This window comes from Nocardia sp. NPDC005998, from assembly GCF_040614395.1.
Taxonomy (GTDB): Bacteria; Actinomycetota; Actinomycetes; order Mycobacteriales; family Mycobacteriaceae; genus Nocardia.
Map to the genome: position 1 here is coordinate 1 of NZ_JBEXUI010000055.1, position 22,234 is coordinate 22,234.

Genomic DNA, 22,234 nt, shown 5'->3' on the forward strand with positions numbered 1-22,234 from the left:
TGCGCCTTCACCAGACCCAGGATCTCGGTCCGGAAATCCTCCAGCCGGTCCGACCAGCGCAATCCGCCGCGCGCCACCGGACCGAAGCGCAGATGCACGCCCTCGACCCGCGGCGAGTACACGAAGATCTCGAATTGCGGTCGCGGCCTCGGCAATTCGCTGATGGCATGCGGATCGAATTTGAACGACAGGTACTCCGGCGGGTTGCCGTCAGCGTCGCGCCGGTAGTAGTTGGTGCGCAGGGTCGCGGTGATCAGACCGAGCACCGCGCGCAGAATGCGGTCGGCGTCGAGGCTGACGACCGCATCGATCTCAGCCTGCAGCCGCTCGGCGATACCGGCCGCCCGGGCCGATGCCACTGCGCCGACACCCTCGGGATCGAAGTAGGCGTCGAACAATTCGGTGAACAACCGGGCCATCGTCGGCTGCGCCAGCAGCACGCGGGCGATATTGCCGAGGGTGTAGGCGAATCCGGCCTGCTGCAGATACTTGGCGTAGGCGCGCAGCATCGCGATCTGGCGCCAGTGCAGTCCCGCGCGCAGCACCAGTTCATTGAGCGAATCGACCTCGGCGCTGCCGTTCCACATAGCCGCGAAGGCCGCCGGAAAGTATTGCCGCACACTGCCATCGGCCAGCGGTTCGTCGGCGGGTCGAGTCAGATCGGCCTCGAGATCGGCATCGATCGAGGTGCGCAGCAGCTCCGCCGGGACGCGCAACCCGAAATCGTAGATCCACTTGTCGGTATCGTCGGGCAGGCTGATGCGGTGCGGCCGCTCGTCGACCACCTCGACACCGAGGCTCTGCAGCACCGGCAGCACACGGCTGAGCGAAACCCCGGCACCGGCGACGTAGAGGGTGAATCGCCACTCCCCCGAGGGCGATTCGGCATGCCGATACAGATTCGTGTCGATCTCACCGTCGACCAGCGGTTCGAGCCGCTGCAGATCGACCAGCGCCTGCTCCGGCTCGTATTCCTGCTGATACCCGATGGGAAATGCGCCGGCATAGGCATTGGCGACCTTCGACGACACCGCGGGCACACCGGTCGCCGCCGCTACCACGCAGTCGGCCCAGCTCCGGGTGGTCGCGAAAAGCAGTTCCTGGATCCGCTCCCGGTTCGATTCGGAGATATCGGCCGCTTCCGCATCTGGACCGCGATGCACCGTGAAATAGAACACGGCCAACTCGGATTCGCTCGCCCTTGCCGAGTACGCGACCTGTTCACCGTCGAACTCAGCGCGCAGGATCTCCTCCATGCGCAGCCGGACCTCGGTGGTGTACCGATCGCGGGGCAGATAGACCAGGCAGTAGACCGCACCGCTGCGCCCGTCGCGCCGAATGAACAGCCGCACCTGCCTGCGCAGCCCCAAATTCATGACCGAGGAAACGGTTTCGAACAGCCGCCTGGCATCGGTGGAGAACAACTCGACCCGCGGGAACGACTGCATCATCTCCAGCATGGCCTGCCCGGAGAACGAATTCAGTTCGAAGCCAGCCCATTCGATGACCTGGTGCACGCGACGGGAGATGACCGGGATATCGAGGATGTTCTCGTGCAGTCCGGTCACCGTGAACGTGCCGACGAACACATGCTCACCCTGCACCGTGTTGCCGCCGTTACCGTAATCGGCAACGCTCACGAAGTAGAGCTCACCCGATCCGGGGATCAGCGAATCCACCGATCCATTGGCCATCCGCAGCACCGGCCGGGTGGTGCCGAGTACGGGGACATCGAGATCGACATTCGATCCATTCCAGAGCACACCGAGACCGGTGCCCGGCACCTGCCGCGGCTCGCCGCCATCACTGCGGTAGTACCCGTAACCAAGGACGGTGAAATGCCCATCGGCCAACCAGCGCAACAACTTCGCGCATTCGGGCACCTCCGGATCGTCCGAGCGGTGCGCGATATGGTCGAGCCGACCCGCCAGTGCGACCATGGCATTGGCCATGCCCGGGGTGTCGTCGACGACCTTGCGCAGCACCCGCAGCAGGGCGGGCAGCTCGCGATCGACCCGGTCCAGCAGCGCGGCGCCAACGGACGGACTCAGCTGCACATGGATCCAGGACTCCGCGACATTGTGGTTGCCTTGCGCCGGTGTCGTATCGGGCTCTTTGGGGGCGATCGCCCGCAGCCGCCCGCGACTGTCCCGCGCGACATCGAATACCGGATGCACGACCTCGGTCACCGTCGCACCGAGGCGGCGCAGCGCCGTGGTCACCGAATCGACCAGCAGCGGCATATCGTCATTGACGATCTGGATCGCCGCGCCGAGCCCGCTGCCGTCATCGGGGCGGTACACCCGGGTGATCGCCGCCCCGGGCATGCGCATGGCCGCCAACTCCAGGTGGTGGCGGAAGATCTGTTCGGCCCGATCGGTGATCGTCGGCGCGGTGGCACCCGGCTGGATCCAACGGAAGTAGGCCGTCTCCAGGTCGGTCGCATCGTCGCGGAACCGTTTGAATGAAATCGTCTGCTGGGTGGTTGCCACCATCGACTCGTGCCTTCCCGAGATCTGAGAACCGTAACCGTACGGTTCCCATACCTTACATGGTTTGATGTGCCGTTGTATAGCGGTACGTTAAATGCGTAACAGATTCATGAAAAAGATCAGTACTGGTCAAGCGCGCGGACCGGCCGGAATCCGGTCGGTCACGGGGTCAGACCGGCTCGCGCCATGAAGGTCTGCGCCGCCGCGCGCCCGCTGAAGGCGCCCGTCTCGACCCGAAGTCCGACAAGGGTATTCGCGTACCGCAGGGTTGCCGTCGGACTGATCGCCACGAAGACGACACCGTCGGCCAGGACGGTACCGCCTGCCGTCCGCCAGTTGCGCACGGTATCGGCTCGGCGCTCGGGCGGATCCAATGCCACCGAGAGGGTCAAATCCTTGCCGCCGGTGATTCCGCCCGCGAGCAGCGGATCGGCCACCGGGACAACACAGTTCGCGGCCGTGGAATCGACCCGCTGACAGGAGACGGCCGCACGCAATTGACCCGGTAGGGCCTGTTCGATTCCCAGATCGGGGATGGCGGCCAGCGGTGTCGAACACGAACGGAAGGCCGTGAAGCCGAGCCCGAGGACCATAGTCACGATGCCTGCGATCGCGGCCCCCCACTGCCAGCGCGGATACTGCCCCGCGGCAACCTTTTCCGCGCCCGCCACCGCATTCTCCGCGCCCGCCACCGCACCCGCGGTTGCCGCCACGGCCCGCTCGGCGCCCGCGACCACCTGCTCGGCCCGCGCCGCGGGCCCACTCAGGTTCGATAGTCGGTGCACCGCGGGCAGCGGCGCACCGCAGTGCCCGCATTGCGGTGGATTACCGGCATTGCGGTGTGAGCAGTACTGGCAGACCAACTCGGCTACTGACATGACAGCGGCCTCAATGCCCGGTGATCACGATGGAGGAAATCGCGGTCGTATTGATCGTTGGATCACCCTTCGATTCCTGAATTGTCAGCACGATCTTGGAAGCCTGCACGGGAACATCGAACTTGGTAACGACCAGGGTGCGCTGATCCAGGGTCGGTTGGGTGTAGCCCGTCCTGTTCGGATCGTCGAACGAATACCTGACCCGGCTGGCGGTCCGGTATTTCGTCCATTGGTCCACACCGTCGCTGCCGACGCTGTCCCAGCCGGGGACGATGCCGATCGAATCGACCTGATAGGTCTTGCCGAGATCGATGGTCAGCACCTGCCCGTCGACCTTGTACGCGCGCACACATGACCAGGCCTTGCCATGCTGCCCGCTGAAGGCATCCATACCCGGTGTACTGCCCGGCGGGCAGTTGGCGGTCGCGGATTTCACCGTGATCGTTCCGGAAGGGGCCGTTGAGGATTCCGGTTTCGACGTCGGGGCCGCGGTCGGGGACGGAGTGATGACCGCAATGCGATCCGGCGCCTGCGACTCGTCCTTCCCACCGGTGGAAACCAGCGCGATGATGAGCAACAGGGCCAAGACGGCGCAGACCGCCAGGGCAATCTTCGGATTCTTGAGCTTCGTCGCCACCAGGGCGATCCGCTCCGCGGCATCGGGTCCACGCCCCTTCGACGCCCCGGATGCGGACCGCGTGGATTCTTCGGGCGGCGGTTGCTTCGCCGAGACGTCGGAGTAGTCCGCTGAAAAGTCCAGTCCCGGTGCGGCATCCGGCTGCTGCTGCCCGTTCAGCAGCGCAATGATCCGCTCGCTGGCCTTCGGCCCATCGGAGGATCGCCGCGGCGGCGGATCCATGTCGGGTAGAGCGCCCTGGGCCGAACCGGCTGCCACCGCCGCACTGGAGAACGGATCGCTGCCGAACCCCGGTTCCCCGAGTTCTGGATCGCCGACCAGAGGTCCGCTCAGCACCGACCCGGTGTCCGGATCGTTTTCGCCGAACGCCGGATCCGAGAGCAGCGCCTCTAGGACCGCGCCTCGATGGCGGAGAAACACATCTCCCGGGTCCTCGGCAGCCATGGTCCGGATCGTATCCAGACCGACCTGTGCTTCGACTCAGCGTTATTCCCGCTGGCGGGAATAACGCGATCAGTGTTTCTTCTGTTCGGTGACGAAATGCTCCGGCGGTACGTCGAATACCCGCGCCAAGGCGATGATCAGATCGAGCCGGGGTACCGCGTCTCCATGAATGAGCCGGTACAGACCCGACTGGGAGACCGGAACATCCGGGTACGCCTGCTCCAGGTGCTGGGCAAGCGAATAAAGCGTCAGCGACCGCGTCGAGCCGTCCTCGGTCGATACCACCGATTCCGCGATCAATTCCGACAGCCGACTCGAGAAGATCGCTACCGCGGCCTGTCTCGGGGTCAGTGCCTCCCCACTATCCTCCTGCACAAATTCGCCGTCACTCGGCTGGGAGTCCACAACCACGCTGATAGACACTACCTGTCTCCAATCAGCTCATGCGCCGAACGTCGGGCCCTGGCGTGGCGCCATTGGCACCCGCGGTGATCGCGGGTTGTTCGGCGGCGGAATCGAAATAGCGAGTTTCACCGCGCGGCTCGATCAAGTCGACGCGCACGGTGCGCATCGGAATGCTGACATCCACTACGGTCGCACTGACCTGGTTGATCGCCAGATCGACCGACCGCCGCCGCGGCCCACCGGGCTCGCTGATGGTGACCGTGGTGTGCGCGGTCGATACCTGCGGCGGCAGATTGTCGAAAACCGTGATCGTGGCCGAGGACGGCGGACCCGAACTGGCGTGTCCCGCGGCGCCGGCCTCCGGAGCCAGGCGCAGCGATTCCGGATCACCGACCGCGGCGACGAGCTGCCACCAGCGGTGCGGGCGCACCGAATGGACCTCGACATCCGCACCGACCACCATGGCGCGCAACACGATCTGCTGTGCCACCGGCAGATCGGCGTGCACATCGATGGTGCGCCGACGCGGATTGTAGCGAGCCGGGTCGAACAGCGGCAGCGCCAAGGTATGCCGCGGCTGACCGCTGATGGAACCGAGAATCTGGCCGTTGGGACCGATTGCGATCGTGAGATCCGCAAGGAGCTCATCAGGGGCGATATCGCGGCCCGATTCATCGACGGGCACCGCGCGGATCGACGTGCCGGTCGGCATGGTGGCCAGCAACGCTATGGCCTGCCTGCCGGTCAACCGGCGTAGATACTCTGGTGGCTCGGTCGTGACCGGCGGGCCGACGTACCGCGCGAGCGCGCGCGGCCCGGCCGTCGCATCGGTGAGGCTGACCACCAGCGTGGTCCGGCCGCGGTTCCACGCCCAGCAATCGTCCAAGCCCGCGCCGTCGAGCCGGGTCCAGTCGATCAGGAAGCTGGTAACACTGCGACCTGGTACCGAGGACTCCATACAGGTCCAGGTCTCACGCAGATCGCCGAGTTCGACTCCGGCGTGCAGCACCCTGGTGGCCTCCAGCATTGCGGCCGTAGGCAATGCGTGCGCGGCGATACCGCGTTCCCGCAATCGGCCCGCGATGCGGTGCGCCGCGGTGGCCAGCGCTCTCGGCGCTACCATCGCGACCAGTCCGCGTCGCTGGAGCAGATCCAGGTTCCGCTCCATATCCAGCCGGACGACCAACCAGGTGAGGCGGTGGCCGACGACCGGATGAGAGCCGATCAGCTGGTCGTAGAGCATGCTGTAGTTGCCGGTCGGACGAACGCGCTGACCGGTGGTCACGATATCGATATCGACCGCCAGACCGAACTGATCGAGCAGGCCTACCAGGGCGTCGAGGGGGACGGTGTCCTCGGTGTAAACGGATTTCTCCGCGATGACCGTCGGCAGGTCGAGATTGGGCGCGAGTTGGATCATCGCCGTGAGCACGGTGCCTTCGGAGCGAATGCCGCAGACACCTGCGGCAACCTCGATATCCTGCACATTCGCCGGACCGGCGAGCGCTTCGGCTCTGGTGGCCCTGCCGAATCGGTAATCGACCCAGTCGACCAGCCATCTGCTGGTCGTGCGGCCGTTCACCTCGACCGCCACGGTTACCAGCAGCACGGTGATCACCGCCGCGCTGGCCCAGATCGGGGTGTGCGACCACAGCCCGGTGACCACCAGGCTGCCGCCGATCACGGTGACGGCGAACGGACCACGTTCGACACCGCCCACCCGAACACTCGGAAGGCTCACCTCCGCCTCCGGACCGCGGAGCTCGCGTAGGTGGCGCCGAGCCCGAGCAGTAGCGCGGCGATGATGACGACGGCGGCCGCGAACGGCGGACGACGATCTTTGGCCCGCGGCGGATCCGGCAGCACCAGTACCGATGACCGGTACAGTCCGATAGGCGGTTTGGGCGCGGTGCGATAGCTGAGCGCGGTGAGCGGATCGATGACGCCCGCGCCGATGACGTTATCGATGCCCCGCGCGGGCGCGTGCGCGCTGGCGGTCAGGCGGGCCATGATCTCGGCCGGGGTTTCGTTGGGGAATCGAGAGCGCAGCAAGGCGGCCACCCCGCTGGCATAGGCGGCCGCGAACGACGCGCCGCCGACGGGCACCAGTTTGCCGGGTTCACCGACACCGTTGATCAGGCCAGTACCACCGGGACCGAGCGATTCGATCGCGGTGCCCGGTGCACCGACCGAAACCCATGGACCCGTAAGCGACTCGGACATGGTCGCACCGGTGGCGGTCGTGAAGCCGACCGTGAGCACGTCCGTCCCGAACCAACCCGGCGCGGCGACGGTCTTGACATCGCGCCAGTTCCTGGGGTCGCTCGGCCGGGTCGGATCGATATCCGGATTCTGATCACAGCCGCTATCGGCATTACCGGCACCCGCAACGATCAACGCCCCGCGCACGTGTACCGCGTAGCCGATCGCCACCGACAGTATCGACTGATCCACCGCGAGTCCCACCGGAACACAGACCGGCAGCGATACCGTGATCACGCCGGCGCCCAGGTTCGCCGCATGCACGATCGCCCGCGACAACGTCCGGATGTCCACCGAGAGTTGTTGCGCCACATCATTATTCGGACGTTCTACACTGAAAGCCCCGGAGCGATAGCGAATAGATACGATCTTGGCGTCCGGAGCGACCCCGCTGAATCCGTCCGTGGGATCGGATGCGGCGCCGATGATTCCGGCGATCAGCGTGCCATGCGCATCGCAGTCGGACAGACCATCACCACTTGCTGTGACATAGTCACCGCCACCGACCAGACCGGGCAGGCGACCATTGGGCGTGACACCAGTGTCGAGCACCGCGACAGTCACCCCGGCACCCCGGCTCAGTGCACGGGCATTAGGCAGATCCAGTGCCAACTCCGACGGCGGCGTGCGCGCCAGATCGCTGTCCCTCAGTACACCGGTCGCCAAGCAGCTCTTGTCCTGTTTCGTCGGCAATTCCGGGCCGGGCGGGTCATCCGCGGGCGAGCCGATGATCACCTGCGGCGGATCCACCGCCAATGCCGGTGCGGCGGAGGCGATCAGCGCGAATCCGGCCAGCACCGCGATCGCGGTTGTGCCGATTCGCATCAGATCGCCCGCATCGCGGTATAGATGCCCGTGATCCAGCAGGCGATGATCGGGATCACCAGAATGAGCGCGTACTCGATCAGATCGATGATCCGCCGGGTGACCGGCGAGAGCCGCCGACCCGGCAACCGCACCGCCGCCACACATGCCGCCACAGCCGCCGCGCCGACCGCGAAGACGACGGCCAGCCGCGCCGGCGCCGTTTCGTACGCGGTGATCAGCACGAAGCCGACGCCGACCACGGTGACCGCCGATGCGACAACGAGCGCGATGGCCTGCACCCGGTCCGGGAACCAGCGCGCGCGCATGGCCAGCAGACCCGCCACGGCCGTGGCCAACACGATCTCCCGAATACCACCGGGGCTCACCGCGGCCGACAGCACGGCGGCGCCCGCCAGAAGTGCCGCGGTCGCGGCGATGAGCCCGCGCAGACTGGTCACCGCCAGTCGGGCCCGGCCCTCGATGCCGGCGCCGGCTTGTTCCCGCTGCCGCTCGGTGTCCTCGGCGGAATCGAGTTCGGCGTCATCGCGCGCGGATTCGGCGTCGAAGATATCGGTCAGGGTGGCAGGGTTGACCTCGTTGCCGGGATCCGGCAGATCCGGTGGCCTGATCCGGGCGACCACGACGGCGAGGCGCGGTGCGGCGGTGAGCAGCACGAGGCCGAGAAGTGCCGCGCCACCGGATATCTGGCGCACCGACAGATCCAGATAGGTCACCGGAATCGCGGCGGCCGCCACGGTCGCGCCGAGCACGGTGACTGCCATCAGTGTCGCGATTCCGAGCTTGGTCACGCGCATCATGGCCGCGGCCGCGACGGCCGCGACAACCGATCCGGCGGCCAGATTGGCGGCGGCGAACGGACTCGGCTCACCGTAGGCGGGCGGCACCAACATCGCGCCGCCCGCGAACAACAGCGGAATCGAGGACAATGCGAACCCGAGACAGATTCGCGGCGCGAAGTTCCGCTGCCGCGCTTGCACCGCGCCGCCCCAGCACACCACGCCGAGCAGCAGCGCGGGCAGCGCGTACCACCAGATCGCCCCGGATTCGGTCCACGACACCGACAACATCGCCGCGATGGCGACCGCGCCGACACCTAGTGTGCTCAGGCCGACGACCGCGGCAGTGCCCGCGTCGAACTCAGCGAATTCGCGGTCGTTGATCAGGGCGAGCGCATCGGTGATGTCCTCCACGACCGGCGTGAAGACCTCGGCGGACTCGACCGCGGCCAACATCAGTACGGTGCCGTCGACGACATCGTGGTCGGCGAGGCTGCGCCAGCGCGGCATCGGCGCTTCGCCCGGTCGAGCCAGGCTCCACTGTCCGGTCGGCGGGGTGAAATCGACCGTCTCGTCGTCGATGGCCTTGGCCAGTACGGCGAGCAGATCATCGATGAACGTCTCGATGGTGAATTTGGTCGGCACCACGACATCGACCTGGTAGCTGGACACCAGGACCGCCATCCGAGCGCGCGCCACCTCGGCGGATGCCGCGGGCGCCGCGCCCGGTGGCGAAGCAACGGCAGTACTCATCGCCACCCTCCGGCTGCCCGGCCGCCGCTGGTGCCACCCAGATAGTTCGGGAATCCATCGGCAAGCCCGGCAGCGAGCTCTTCGAAGGCGAGCAGGGTTTCCTTGTCCACCAGGCGCAGATCGATCTCGCCGCCCTCGGCCAGATGGTCGTCGAAGGGCAGGATGCAGGTCGGGCGCTGACCGGTGGCGAACAGCTTCTCGATTGCCGCGACATCGACGACCGGCTTGGACGGTTGCTGATGCACGATCGAGACGACCGATTTGGCGATCAGATGCTGCATACCGTGCGAACTCAGCCAATTCAACGTGGCCACTGCACCTTTCACCCCGCCGACGGTGGGCGGGGTCACGACCACGACGGCGTCGCTGGTCTGCAGCACGCTCAGCGTCACCGAATCCAACACGCCCGTACCGCAGTCCACGAGCAGCAGATTGAAGTGGCGGCGCAAAACCTCGACGGCCGTGGCGTATTCGTGACCCGAAAGAGCCTCGTTGGCCTCGATCGTCCACGGCGAGGCGATGGTGGCGAGATCAGCCGAATTGATCGACATGAACGACTGCACCGTCGAGAAGGCCCCCAGATTCGACGCCTGCGCCAGATCGCGCAGGGTCAGGCCATACGGGTGCGGAGCGGTACGGGTGGGCAGATCACCGAAGTCCGGATTCGCGTCGACAGCGACGACCCGGTCCGGGCGCAGCGCGGCGAACGTCGAACCGAGCGTCGCGGCCGTGGTGGTGCGGCCGACGCCGCCCTTCACGCTGATCACCGCGATCTGGTACGGGGTGTTGAGCTGGGTCCGGATTCGGGCGCGCCGATCCTCGGCGCGCTGCTCGGCGGGTGAGAGGCCGAGCCGGAATCCGACCTTGTTCAGCGCGCCGCGTACACCGGTGCTGGACTGTAGTTTGGCCCGATTGGCCGCCGAGATATCGGCCAATAGATCCATCGAGGTCAGTGCCGCGGGCAGCACCTCGACCTGCGGCGCCGCCGTGCGGTCGATGCGATCGGGCACCCAGCTCGTCGCCTGGGCGGGTTGCCATGGCACATCCATGGTTCCGGCGCCCGTTCCTTCGCCCCTGGGCTCGGCATCGCTGCTCGATGGATTCACCGATGCAGTCGGCGTGATGCGAGCGGTGGCGGGTTCGGCCCCGGCCTGGGCCGCCCACATTTCGGGCGATGACGGAGTCGCCGCCGTATAGTTCTCGCGTGCCGAATCCGCTGTCTGTGCAACCACATTCGGCGCGACTGCATGCGCTACACCGGCTTCCGGCGCGGTCGCGCTCCGCGGTGCCGTAGAACCACCGGCACTCGCCGCCGGCTGTGGTATCGACTGACCGGGTGCACCGATCACCGGTTCGCTGTAGCCCGATTGTGGACGTGCGGGGACGCTGCCGGTCGGAGGGCCGCTTTCGGGTTCCTCGGCTGTCTGCATGAAAAAGGCGTCGTAGCCGCCCTTGTGTCGGACGGACTCGGCCGAATGACCATTAGTACTCGGCGCTCGGCTCATATCTGTCGTCCTCTCCAAAAACCCATTGGGACGTTCAACCGATCCGGCTGGTATCGAACCAACTTCGGCCCGGCAGCAGCTGGACCAGTCCCACGATCGCGGCGTGCAGTGCCGCGTCGTCACCGGGTGCGTATGTCGATCGGACTTCCCCGTCCATCGCCACACTCGGCGTCACAATGATGCGCCCCGACAGCGTATCCAGCACACTCACACCGTACTTCGGCTTCAGCTCGACTCCGTCCTGGTGTTGCACCACCGTCACTTCCGCCCGCCGGACGACCTCCTCGAGTGCCCGGCCGAGGACACTCGCGGTACGCGGCTGCGCACCCAACTCCAGCAGTGCCTGCCGTCGTCCGTCCTGGTCGTCGGGAATCTCGGCGAGCTCGGACTGCGCCGCAGTCATCGGCACGAAACTCAGTACCGGAGTGGACCCCAGCGCCGCGCCGACCGCGGCCGATACCGAATCCAATTGCTGTTCCTGCTGGTACACCGCCTGGATGACGATCTCGTCGTCATAGCGCACCGCCAAAACATGGGTATCGCCGCGACGCACCAACGACATGCGCAGCATGCCTTTTTCTTCGCCATCCAAGCCGGTGGCCAACACGAGCGCCATCAGTTCCACATCCGGGCGGTACAGGCACTGCAACCAGTGCTCGACCGTCGGATGCACGCGGTCGCCGTCGATAATGCCCACCTCGGTGAGCTGTTCCGCGACGACAGCGCGCACCCGCTCCAGATCGTCGAAGTCGAAAATATTCGGCATCAACGCCAGGATCGGCGGATAGGAATCGATGCCGGCCATGTCTTTCAACAACAGCGCGGCATCGACATTCAGATCGATCGCGATCGGATCAGTTTCCACACCTTCACCAAATGACCAGTCGCCCGCAGCCCCGTTTCGCCGTGGCCGGGCCGACGAAGCGGACAGGGGCTGCGAGATTACTAGACGCCACCGATCGCCAGGAACCTGGCACCCTGCTGGTGGTCGGTCTCCTTCATAAAGCCCTCGGATCCGGTGGTTTGGCTGATCGCTTGATTCACCTGCTGGAGCTGGCCTTGGTACCCCGTGTGCTGCGAAGCATCGCCGAGTGCTGCCTTGAACCGGTCCATCAGTGGTTTGGCAACATCCGCCGCAAAACCTGTAAAGACCTGATCAAGTTCCTTGATCAGCGATGCCAAGTGGGTGGCGTTCGTGTCCATACCGTGCAGAACGGCCTTCACGTTGAGACTGTGCGAATCAACGGCCGCGTAGTCGTTAAACATTGTCTGCCAACCTTATTCTGTCGTTGTTACGATTCGTATCGTGTCGCTCGTGACACTACTGCCACGAGCCGGTGTCAACCGTGTTGTTCGTACCAAGTTCGACCGCCCGCTGCATTCTGGCAGCGTTCTCGAGGTCCGTCGTATCGATTCTGTTGCCGGTGTCCTTCAGCGCATCGATAATGTCCTGAAGGGTTCGCGCCAGCTGCACACCGGAGGTGTGCGCGTGGTCCATCGTGTTCTGGATTTGCGTACCGGTCTGCGAGCCGTGGACCGCGCCGTGGAAGTCGTCACGCAGGCTCATCCAGCTGCGCAGGTAGCCCTCGAGTTCGCCATGGCATGCCATGGCTTTGACCGCGGTCTGCTGCAACAACTTCGGATCACCGCTGTAAGTGTGGGTCACTGTTGTTTCCTCTCTGGGGTGGATCTAAATTCCGCCGCGGTATTTCACCGGGCAGGCTCTGGCTCGGCTACCGCCGACTCGGCATCGGAACTCTCGGGGTCATCGGAGCGCTCGAGGATACCCACGAGCGAATCACCCTCGGCGACTACATCTTCCGGACGTTCATCGGCATATTCGATGACGCCGATCACGGGCGGCTTCTCCAATACCGGAACTTCCAACTCTTCACCCGGCACGAATACCTTGCCCGGCTTCCGTTCCTCGTCCCGACGACGCCGCATCTGCGCCTTCGGTGCGATCGCACCCCGACGCGGCGCCCCACGGCCAGCCGGTCCGGCACCACCTGTCGGATTCGACGACGCGCCGTATGCCGTGCCCGGACCACGCAGCCAATTGGACGGCATCCGGAATCCGGTGGACGCACCTGGCATCGAGCCGAATCCGCCCCGGGCCAAATTCAACGCGACCAGACTTCCCGCGCCCCCGTTCAAACCCGCCAATGTCGGCGAATTGGGCGAAGTTCCATAGAATCCCGGCTGCTGTCCGGCAGACCAGTCCGACCCGTCGGTGCCGCCATACGATCCCGAATCGCTCAGTGGCGAAGTAACCTCACTCGGATCCGCTGTCGCGGGCTGCGTCGGCGATTGGGTGGTATCGGTCGGCGTATTGCCGGTGTCGGTATTACCGGTATTCGTATCTCCGGTGTTGTTGTTGGTGGTGTTCGTATTGTTATTGGTAGTCGTGTTGTTGTTCGTAGCTGTGTTGTTGTTGTTGGTGGTGGTTGTGTTGAATTGCTGAGGCGTGCCCGACTTCGGGGTGTACACCGGCACTTCGAATTGCGGCGGTGGCGGCGGTATGCCCGGATCTGTGACGATGGGCGTCGACAGAGCCGGTGGCGGCAGTGCCTCCAAGGTCGGCATCACGGCTCCCGCGTAGGCATCCATGACGCCGGCGGCCAGTGTCCAGATCCCAGCGTAGGCAAGGTGGTTCAGCAGCAACTCAAACGTGTTCTGGCCTGAACCATTGGTCAGGAGCAGAGCGGTCTCTTCCAACTTGTTCGCGTAGAGCAACCCCCCGACGACTTCCATCGCAGACTGGGCACCGCTGAATTCCGCGGCCAACGAATACAACACCGCCGATGCCTTCTCCGCGGCCTGGGACTGCTGGCTCAGCCAATTCGTATGGTTACGAAAGGCCGCCTGCACCAATTCGCCCGATTCTCCGCGGTAGGTCTCCCCCAAGCCGTCCATCGCGGCCTGGGTGCCCACCGCCGCTTCCAGCAACGCTATACCCGACTCCGCATAAGACTTGGCGGCAGATACGATGGTTCCGACGCCAGGCGGCGACGGGATGAGAACGGGAGGGACGGAAAGGGGAGGAGAGACGTAGCCGACCATGCTACCGACGTTCAGCTCCGGTGGAAATGCGTGCCAAATCGGCATGGATCCAGCCTTCGTTCGGGGCTATCTGGGCATTTCGCCGAGCGTCGCACCCGTGGACGCGACACCGGTGGCATCGATGATGTCGGCACCCGAATAGGCGACGGCCATTGACGGTAGCGATGCCGACGCGGGTTCGCGATGTACGAACCCGTCACCCGTGCAGCCGTAGAACGATTGCCCGTAAGCAGCGGTTACTTGAGGGAGGACCATCAAGCTGAGGTAATCCCACCCTGGCGGGAAAACGACGCAGGTGGATGCGGTCTGGACAAGCGATGCGATCGCCGAGTCAGCGATCGCATCGAGTTGGGAACTGACAACAGGGAGATGCTCCGGGGTGATTTCGAGAGCCATGAGAGTTCTCCTAACAATGAGCGCCGACCCGTAGTGAGCGGTACAGGACAAACGCTAAGGCATTCTCAATGGTGGGAAGGTCTCTCGAGCCGCCGCTGGACCTCTGCCCGCACCACCGCCGACCAGCGCTAGTCCTGCGGTGGTGTCCACGCCGACTGCACGAGATCCCGGCGGGATTGCAACGGCTCGACGAAAATACCCCGGCCCACTGGTTGTTTCGTCGGCTTCACATCGCCGATCAGAATTCCGTCCAGTTTCGAGCCGTCCATAATGAAGCCCGAGGAATTCAGGTTCTTGATCTGGCCGAGCACACTGTCGTACAGCGCGGTATCGGCCTGGGCGATACTGCGGGCCGCGATTACGTGCAGACCGGTGTCGCGGCCGTCGACAATGATGTCCTTCAGTGGTTCCAGCGGATTGGGCATTCCGCGCTGGGCGACCATGTGGTAATCGTCGATCACCACGAAGATCTCCGGCCCGGACCACCACGAACGGTCCTTGAGTTGTTGCGAGGTGACGCCATCCGGTGGGCGGCGGCCGCGCATCTTCTCCGCAAACGACGGCAACCCCTCGCGCACATCGCGCTCGCTGGTCAGATAGCCGATCAACTGCTCCTCCGGGATGGCGTCCATATGCTGGCGGCGGTAGTCCACCAACAGCACCCTGGCCTGATCCTTGTTGAATTGCAGCCGGATCGACTCCAGCAGCGCGCCCAGCACCGTCGACTTGCCCGAGCCGGACGAGCCCAGCACGATCAGATGCGTGGAAACACCGAAATCGGCCGTGGCAGGGTACAAATCGGATTCGCGAATACCGAAAGGCACCACGAGCCGCTGCGCTAGATTCGCCGGTTCCGGACGACCCGCCCGGACCTCCGCCAAGGTGATCTGGGCAGGCAGCAGCTTGACCTCCGGAGCCCGGCGGCTCTGGTACTTCTGATTCAACTGTTCGACCGCGGCCGCTAGCCCCGCACCGGCGGATATGGGATCGCCCACCCCGTCGACACGCGGCAGCGCGGTGAGCATGTGCAATGCATCGCTGGAGATACACCGACCCGGGCGATCCGGTGGAATCGCCGCGACCACATTGCGCTGTCCGAGGAAGATCGTGTCGGTGAGATCACCGAGCCGCATCTCTACCCGGGTCTGCAGTAGATCCTTGATGGCGGGACGGATCGCCGCCCAGCGCGAACTGCTGACCACCAGGTGGATGCCGTAGTTCAGACCCTGCAGCGCGATCGACTCCATGACCGGGAGGTATTCGTCGAAATACGGTCCGGTGACCGCGAATCCGATATCCCAGCCGTCGACGACGATGAAGACATCACCGTGTTCGTCACCGTGGGCGGTGAGTTCCGCCGATTCCCGCGGCACGGAGCGCCTGCGCCGGAATTCGCGCATGGTGTCGATGCCCAGCTCGCTGAACAGCACCTGTCGACTCGCGATGAGATTGGTGATGAGCGCGAAGGTGCGCCGGACCCGATCACCGTCACGGCCCGAGGCGACCGAGCCGACATGCGGCACGTTCCGCAGTCCGGTCAGACCGCCGGAGAAGTCGAGGCAGTAGAACTGGACCTGTTCGGGTGTGTGCGTCAACGCGGCGGACATCACCAGCGTCTGCAATGCGGTCGACTTACCCGACTGCGGACCGCCGACTACGGCCACGTGCCCGCCCGCACCGGACAGATCGACTGTCCAGATTTCCTGGCGCTGCTGTCGCGGCTTGTCCACGATCGCCCACGGCATCTGCAGCGAACCAGGAGTCGCGGCGGATATGAACTTGTCCAGAGTCGCCGGCACGGTCAGCGGCGGCAGCCACATCTTGTGCGCCGGTGTGCCGAATCCACTCAGTTGTTGCAGCACCGTCTCCATGACGGTCACTGGTTCACCCTCCGGCGTCTCCGATTGCTGCACAATAGGTTCGGGCTCGACAGTCGCCGGCCGCACATCGATGATGTGCGCCGTGGTGAACTGCTGTGGTGGCCGATAGCCACCGCCGGGTCGCCTGGCGCGTTGGGCACTGGACGCCGAGACCTGCGCGGGCGCGACATACGGCGAGCCGACATAGGCGGCCTGGAATCGCTGCAGATCACCCGAGCCGACGCGCAGATAACCCGCACCCGGCTTCTTCGGCAGGTGATATGCGTCCGCGGTGCCGATGGCGTCGCGGGAATCGGCGGTCTGGTTGGTGCGCAACGCGATTCGATAGGACAGATGCGCTTCCAGCTCGCCCATCCGGTTGGCGGGCACCTTCTGTGAGGCCAGCAGCAGGTGGATGCGCAGCGAACGACCCAACCGGCCGATCGCGACGAACAGTTTGGAGAAGTTGGGATGCTGCTCGAGCAGTTCGGCGAACTCGTCGAGGATGATCAACAGCGTGGGCAGCGGCGCGAGCTGCGCGCCCTGTTCGCGGGCCCGCTCGTAATCGGCGACGCTGGCGAAGTTGCCCGCATCGCGCAAAATCCTTTGCCGTCGGCCCATTTCGCCGTTGATCACGTCTTCCATACGGGTGACGAGATCGGCCTCTTCCTCCATATTGGTGACCACGGCCGTCACATGGTGCAGCCGGTCGAACCCGAGGAAGGTCGCACCACCTTTGAAGTCGACCAGCAGCAGGTTCAGCTGATCCGGGGTGTGTGTCGCCACCGCCGAAAGCACAAGGGTGCGAAGGAATTCCGACTTTCCGGAACCGGTGGCGCCGATGCACATACCGTGCGGGCCCATGCCCTCCTCGGCCGATTCCTTGATATCGAGATGGACCACGCTGCCGGCCGGATCGTGGCCGAAGGGAATATTCAGTCGGGATCGGTCCGCGTCACGGCGGTGCGGCCATTGCTGCTCGACCCGAATCGCCCCGGGGTCGGTCACGCCGACCAGTTCCTCCCACGACGTGCCACCACTGGCCTGATCGGCGACCACGGCCTCGACCACGGTGGACAGTCGGTATGGGGAGATGTTGCGGGCCAATGCCTTCGCCGTCGCCACCGACATCGCGTCAGCGGCTCCGACGCGCCGCAGCCCGCGCGGAGTCACCTCGTGCAGGGAGCTATCGGGCCCCACCGTGAACTTCAGCGCCCGCGGCAAGGTTTGCTCGGCCGGGCCCAGCCGCAGCCAGGTGCAACCATCGACACCGGAGATATCCCGATCGGTGGCCGGACTGCTGTCATCCACGATCAGCAGATAATGCTTGCGATCCAGGGTCGGTTCGGAATTCGCGGAGAACGGACCGCGATTGAGTCCGGCCAGTGCCTTGGCACGCAACTCCGAAACGCTGCGGTACACCATCCGGCTCGACCCGATCGCGTCCGTATCACTCGGATGCTGGGTGTGCGGTAGCCATTTCAGCCACGACCACTCCGGTGCGTCGGGATTCGACAGCGCCGCCGCGACCGCGACCTGATCCGGGCCGTGCAGCACGACGACCTCGGCGACCATCGCCCGCACCAGTGCGGCCACCGCATCGGGATCGCCGTCGACACCGATCTGCGGCGCCGATAGCAGATTGATCGCCACCGGCATACCCCCGACAGTCGAATACGCCTTCGCGAATCGGGTCACCTCGACCACGCCGACCGGATCCAGATCGGAGGTGGGCGCGGCCTCGGGCACGATGACCCGCACCTGGTTGGCGATCCGGCCCCGCCCGACCCGCACCCGCAGGAACTGTGGGCTCGCGACCTGGACCTCCCACATGCGCTTACCGCCGATCAACGCGGCGATTTCGGCCGGACCGGGATGGGTGTAGCGCAGGTAGCTATGTAGTTCGGTCTCCGCGGCATGCACGGTCTTGCGGTTATCGGTAATGCTGCGCAGATAGTCCTTGCGTTCCTCGTTCAGACCCGCCGCACCGCCGGCACCGCTGCCGGAGAACGCACCGCCCATCATCCCGCCCATGGAAACCAGCATCATGACCGGAAACATCAGCATCATCGGCGACATCTGCCCCCCGCCGCCGCGGAACATCATCACCATCATCCCGGCCATGGCCGACACCATGACCACCGGCATGATCATCTTCAGCCGCGATGGCGGCACCGGCTTGGGCAGTTCGGTCGGCGGCTGCAGCCGCAATTCGGTCACCGCGGGGGCTTTGGGTCCACGCACCATCCGAGCCGGCCGCACGAATCGGCGGGTAGCAGTCACGAGGTACCACCCGGGAGACCGATGACGGCCTTATTCGTCGGGATGCCGTCATGCTGGATCCGGGCATCCTTCGCCGACAAGGTGGGGCCGACCGCGAACAGCGACACGATGGACCAGGGTGCGGGCACCGGGGTCCGCAGTCCGAGCGAGGTGAATGTGGAATCCGGATTGGAGTTGTTCTCCACCACGGCATTGATGCCATAGCGGACGCCGCTGTCGGAGATCCAGAACAGCGACTCCCGCCGCGGCGATCCCGGATCCGCGCCGGTCACCTGGACAAAGCGTCCGGTGGTGCGCGGCATATACGCGGCATCCGCGGTGGTACCGCGTGAACCGGTGGCCGTCACCAGGCCGACGGTTCGGGTCTGTTCATCCACCTGCAACGGCAGTTGCCGTCCCACGAGCAACTCGGTCGAGGCATTTTGATCGGTGCCCGCACGCCACCAGTGATAGCAGGTCACCCCCAAGCGCATCGGATCGACGACATGTACCGGCCGAATCGGATAGGCGGCCGTCCCCGGCCACGCACCCGGGCGCAGATTCGCCGCGATGACATCCGGCCCGACCGTCCTCGTCGATATCGAACCGTGCGAATCGGCGTTGCGCACGATCGACGCGAGCACCGAATTGATTTGCACCACACCGGATTCCGATACCAGATAATAGAATGCGCCGCGATCCGGCGTGGATACCGTGAGCACCGAACCAACCGGCACGCTCAGACCCGAGGACAATGTCACGGTATTCCCCGCACCGGGCACATCGGGCACGCGCAGCGGCGGCACCTCGGGGATGGCGGAGATGAAACCCTTGGAGACTGCGACCACAGTCGAGGTCGGGTCGATGCCCAGGGCCAGGATCACCGCCGAATTACTCAGATCTATCGACGCGCGAACAATGCCCTGCTGTGGATCGGAATACACCAGCCAGGTGGTGGTGTCATCGCGCAGCAGCCGCGCCTCGTCGGCAGCCAGCCCGCGGATCGCATCGCCGTTGACGGTCAGCGGACCGCCGATCGCGGTCGTCAGCACCGGCGACAAAGCGACGGTCGGCAATCCGGTCTGCGGATTGACCGGTGCCGCCGCACCGACCTTCGCGGTATCACATACCGTCCACGACGAGTTCCGGTCGCCATTGTCCGCGATCACGCCGGGTGCGCCCGGAATACCGACCCACGGCCCGCGCGGGTACTTCGCCAACTCGTCACGCGTGACCGGTACCGGATTGTCCGGCGAACCCGCGATCAGCCGCGCCGAGGTCAAATTCAGCGCCGGATGCAGCCGACCACCGACGCGAACGTACAGCGCACCGGTGTCCTTCTCCGCGATGATGTTCGAGTCCCCCACTTTCTTGGCGGGCTTGAAGAATGCCAGCAGCGCCGCACCGGCGATCACCACGCAGGCCAGTGCGATTCCGATCGACAGCGCGGTGGAGCGACCGCGCTGCGGATCATCGATCATGGAGGCATCCCGACGGACCAGCGCATGCTCGATCCGTCGCAGCAGAAACCGCCAGCCCGATATCTGGTGCTTGGTCACCACCCGGAAGCGCGCCATGCGGATCAGCCCGTCGCGGCCGGCGCCAAGCCCGCGAGCGCGGCGGTGATGTCCGAGGAGTCGATGGTCATCAACTCCTCATTGGTCATCGAAAGCACATCCGCGTTGTCCCTGGTGAAGCGGTAGTCCCGCTCGGCCTCGGCGGCCTCGACCACATTGCGGACGAAACGTCCGTTGCCCGCCAGATCGATCAGCCGCCGACCGTTCTTCGTCTGTCCCGACAGCTGCTCGCACCGCACCCGCAGCACGTCTTTGGCCGCACTGGACAGGATCGAATCCTTCTTGTGCGCAATATGATCGGCGATCCGCACCAGTTCGTCGGCCTCATAGCTGGAGAAGCGGATGCGCTTGGTGAAGCGCGAGGCGAGACCGTCGTTGGAGGCCAGGAACCGATCGATCTGGTCCTCGTAACCCGCGATGATCACGACCAATTTGTCACGGTCGTTCTCCATGCGGGCCAGCAGGGTGTCGACGGCCTCCTTGCCGAATGCGTCACCGCCGGACAGCCCCTCCTGGATCAGGGTGTACGCCTCATCGATGAACAGCACGCCACCGAGCGCGGAATCGATCAGCGCATTCGTCTTCGGCGCGGTGTGGCCGAGGTGGGTGCCGACCATATCGTTGCGCGACACCTCGATGACTTCGGAGTTTTCGACTACGCCGAGCCCGGCGAAGATTTTAGCGATAACGCGGGCGATGGTCGTCTTACCGGTACCGGGCGGACCCGAGAAGATCAGATGCTGCGATCGGGAATCCACGGCCAAGCCGCGTTTGGCCCGTACCTGATCCATCAGCACACCCGACTTGAGCCGGTCGACCTGCTCCTTGACCGAGTCCATACCGATCTGCGCCCGCAACAACTCGGAGGCCTCCTCCAGCTGCGACTCACGTGCGAGCCGCGCGGCGGATGCGGCGACCTCGGTCGGGTCGTCACCGGACTTCGGATCCCACTGATTGGTGCGCGAGGCGATGACCTCGGCGGTGGTGATCTCGAGCCGATAGGACTTGTCCCGCACCGCCCGCTGCCATTCGGGGCGGTCCGGCCACAGTGCGGAACCCTGCAGGCCCTTGAGGATCTTGTCGGCGGCATCGTGCTCGCCGTCGTGGCGCAACAGCATGCCGAGCAGGAAGTGCGCGTCCGCCCAGATGTAGGACAGATTGCCGGATTGACTGTCCTCGACGATGCGCTGCGCGCGCGGCAGAGCCTCGCCCAGTCGGCCCAGATGCGCCAGCGCCTGTGCCGTCATCAGCTCGGCCGCGATATCCAGCAGCCCATCCTCGAGCGCGGGTTTGGCATTGCGAGCGGTGAGCACATCGAGCCACTGTTTGGTGCGGAAGAACAGCGACATCCGTACGAAGTCCGCGACATCGTCGCGCGGCACTTCAGCGAGAATCGCTGAGGCCTCCTGCCATTCGCCGCCATCGGCATAAGAGCAGGCCTGGGCGATGGCGATCTGATCTCGATCCGCCATGGCCACACGCAAGCCGAAAACGCCGATCTCGACCTGACACCACAGCGCACGATCGACCAGACCGGCGCGTTGCTGATCCCGGTACAGGTTGTGCACCGATCGGTACGCACCGTAGATCACCTCGGAGGTGACCTCACCGGCCATGGCGCGGCCCAACCAGGCATCGCACATATCCGGATCCAGGTCGGTGGCGGCGCGGAAGGCGGCCGCTGCCTGATGTTCATTTCGTACGCCCCCGGCGACGAGCGCCAGACTTTGCACACCTGTGTAGAACGCGTCCTCGGCCGCAGACAACTCGGACTTCCCTTCCGACGATCCTCGTGGACCGAAGATAGCCATTTCGGCCCCGGTCGCGACCGTCGAACTATTCCCAATATTGGGAAGGCGACATCGTTACCTGGCAACCTGATCTATGTACACAGTTTTTATCGGCTCGATGTTGAATGTGCCGTTGTTTAGCGGTATGTTGGAGGTGGGTCGACGGTTCCTCATCCCGAAGACCCAGCCCCTCCAGTGGTGGTCGGTGGCCGTGATCCGGCAGCTGACCATCGGCTGGCTTGCGGCGGATCGTCACCCCAGAACCCCGGCGATCTGTCCACGCGGCGGCCGACGGTGTCCCCACACA

16 protein-coding genes are annotated in these 22,234 nt (G+C 65.1%); all 16 read right to left on the reverse strand.

Translation table 11 applies throughout. The features are described 5' to 3' along the window. The coding region (locus ABZ293_RS38840) for an NAD-glutamate dehydrogenase domain-containing protein (RefSeq protein WP_355189161.1) at positions 1-2,495 on the reverse strand (2,495 nt) is incomplete at its 3' end. A 158-nt stretch (positions 2,496-2,653) separates the two neighbouring features. Beyond that, on the reverse strand, positions 2,654-3,370 hold the full coding sequence (locus ABZ293_RS38845; protein WP_355189163.1) for a hypothetical protein: 717 nt from the start codon (positions 3,368-3,370) through the stop codon (positions 2,654-2,656). Between the two features lie 10 nt (positions 3,371-3,380). Beyond that, entirely contained in the window at positions 3,381-4,451 is a 1,071-nt protein-coding gene (locus ABZ293_RS38850; protein WP_355189165.1) for a discoidin domain-containing protein, read from the reverse strand. Positions 4,452-4,520: 69 nt separating this feature from the next. Further along, complete coding sequence (locus ABZ293_RS38855) at positions 4,521-4,874, reverse strand: helix-turn-helix transcriptional regulator (RefSeq protein WP_354957739.1); 354 nt, start codon at positions 4,872-4,874, stop codon at positions 4,521-4,523. A 13-nt stretch (positions 4,875-4,887) separates the two neighbouring features. After that, positions 4,888-6,597, reverse strand: a complete 1,710-nt coding sequence (gene eccE / locus ABZ293_RS38860; RefSeq protein ID WP_355189167.1) for a type VII secretion protein EccE — start codon at positions 6,595-6,597, stop codon at positions 4,888-4,890. After that, the gene (gene mycP, locus ABZ293_RS38865) at positions 6,594-7,943 is read right to left on the reverse strand and encodes a type VII secretion-associated serine protease mycosin (protein WP_355189169.1); all 1,350 of its coding nucleotides are present in this window, start codon (positions 7,941-7,943) and stop codon (positions 6,594-6,596) included. Before mycP ends, eccE begins: the two co-directional genes overlap by 4 nt. After that, the gene (gene eccD, locus ABZ293_RS38870; protein WP_355189171.1) at positions 7,943-9,475 is read right to left on the reverse strand and encodes a type VII secretion integral membrane protein EccD; all 1,533 of its coding nucleotides are present in this window, start codon (positions 9,473-9,475) and stop codon (positions 7,943-7,945) included. Before eccD ends, mycP begins: the two co-directional genes overlap by 1 nt. Continuing rightward, entirely contained in the window at positions 9,472-10,707 is a 1,236-nt protein-coding gene (locus ABZ293_RS38875; RefSeq protein WP_355189173.1) for a MinD/ParA family protein, read from the reverse strand. The genes eccD and ABZ293_RS38875 overlap by 4 nt, the downstream gene beginning before the upstream one ends. Before the next feature lie 307 nt (positions 10,708-11,014). Beyond that, entirely contained in the window at positions 11,015-11,845 is an 831-nt protein-coding gene (locus ABZ293_RS38880; RefSeq protein ID WP_355189175.1) for an ESX secretion-associated protein EspG, read from the reverse strand. An 80-nt stretch (positions 11,846-11,925) separates the two neighbouring features. Continuing rightward, positions 11,926-12,246: a hypothetical protein gene (locus tag ABZ293_RS38885; RefSeq protein WP_355189177.1), complete on the reverse strand. Its 321-nt coding sequence runs from the start codon at positions 12,244-12,246 to the stop codon at positions 11,926-11,928. 55 nt (positions 12,247-12,301) lie between these two features. Beyond that, a complete protein-coding gene (locus tag ABZ293_RS38890) occupies positions 12,302-12,616 on the reverse strand; it encodes a hypothetical protein (RefSeq protein ID WP_355189178.1) in 315 nt (104 codons plus the stop codon). A 74-nt stretch (positions 12,617-12,690) separates the two neighbouring features. Next, positions 12,691-14,088, reverse strand: coding sequence for a PPE domain-containing protein (locus ABZ293_RS38895; protein ID WP_355189180.1), 1,398 nt, complete (start codon positions 14,086-14,088; stop codon positions 12,691-12,693). A 21-nt stretch (positions 14,089-14,109) separates the two neighbouring features. Then, positions 14,110-14,439 carry a hypothetical protein gene (locus ABZ293_RS38900; protein ID WP_355189182.1) on the reverse strand — a complete coding sequence of 110 codons (330 nt, stop codon included), beginning with the start codon at positions 14,437-14,439 and terminating at the stop codon, positions 14,110-14,112. 128 nt (positions 14,440-14,567) lie between these two features. Further along, a complete protein-coding gene (gene eccCa, locus ABZ293_RS38905) occupies positions 14,568-18,581 on the reverse strand; it encodes a type VII secretion protein EccCa (protein WP_355189184.1) in 4,014 nt (1,337 codons plus the stop codon). Then, entirely contained in the window at positions 18,578-20,137 is a 1,560-nt protein-coding gene (eccB, locus tag ABZ293_RS38910; RefSeq protein ID WP_355189186.1) for a type VII secretion protein EccB, read from the reverse strand. Before eccB ends, eccCa begins: the two co-directional genes overlap by 4 nt. Before the next feature lie 5 nt (positions 20,138-20,142). Next, positions 20,143-21,903, reverse strand: a complete 1,761-nt coding sequence (eccA, locus tag ABZ293_RS38915; protein WP_355189188.1) for a type VII secretion AAA-ATPase EccA — start codon at positions 21,901-21,903, stop codon at positions 20,143-20,145. Positions 21,904-22,234: the final 331 nt, after the last annotated feature.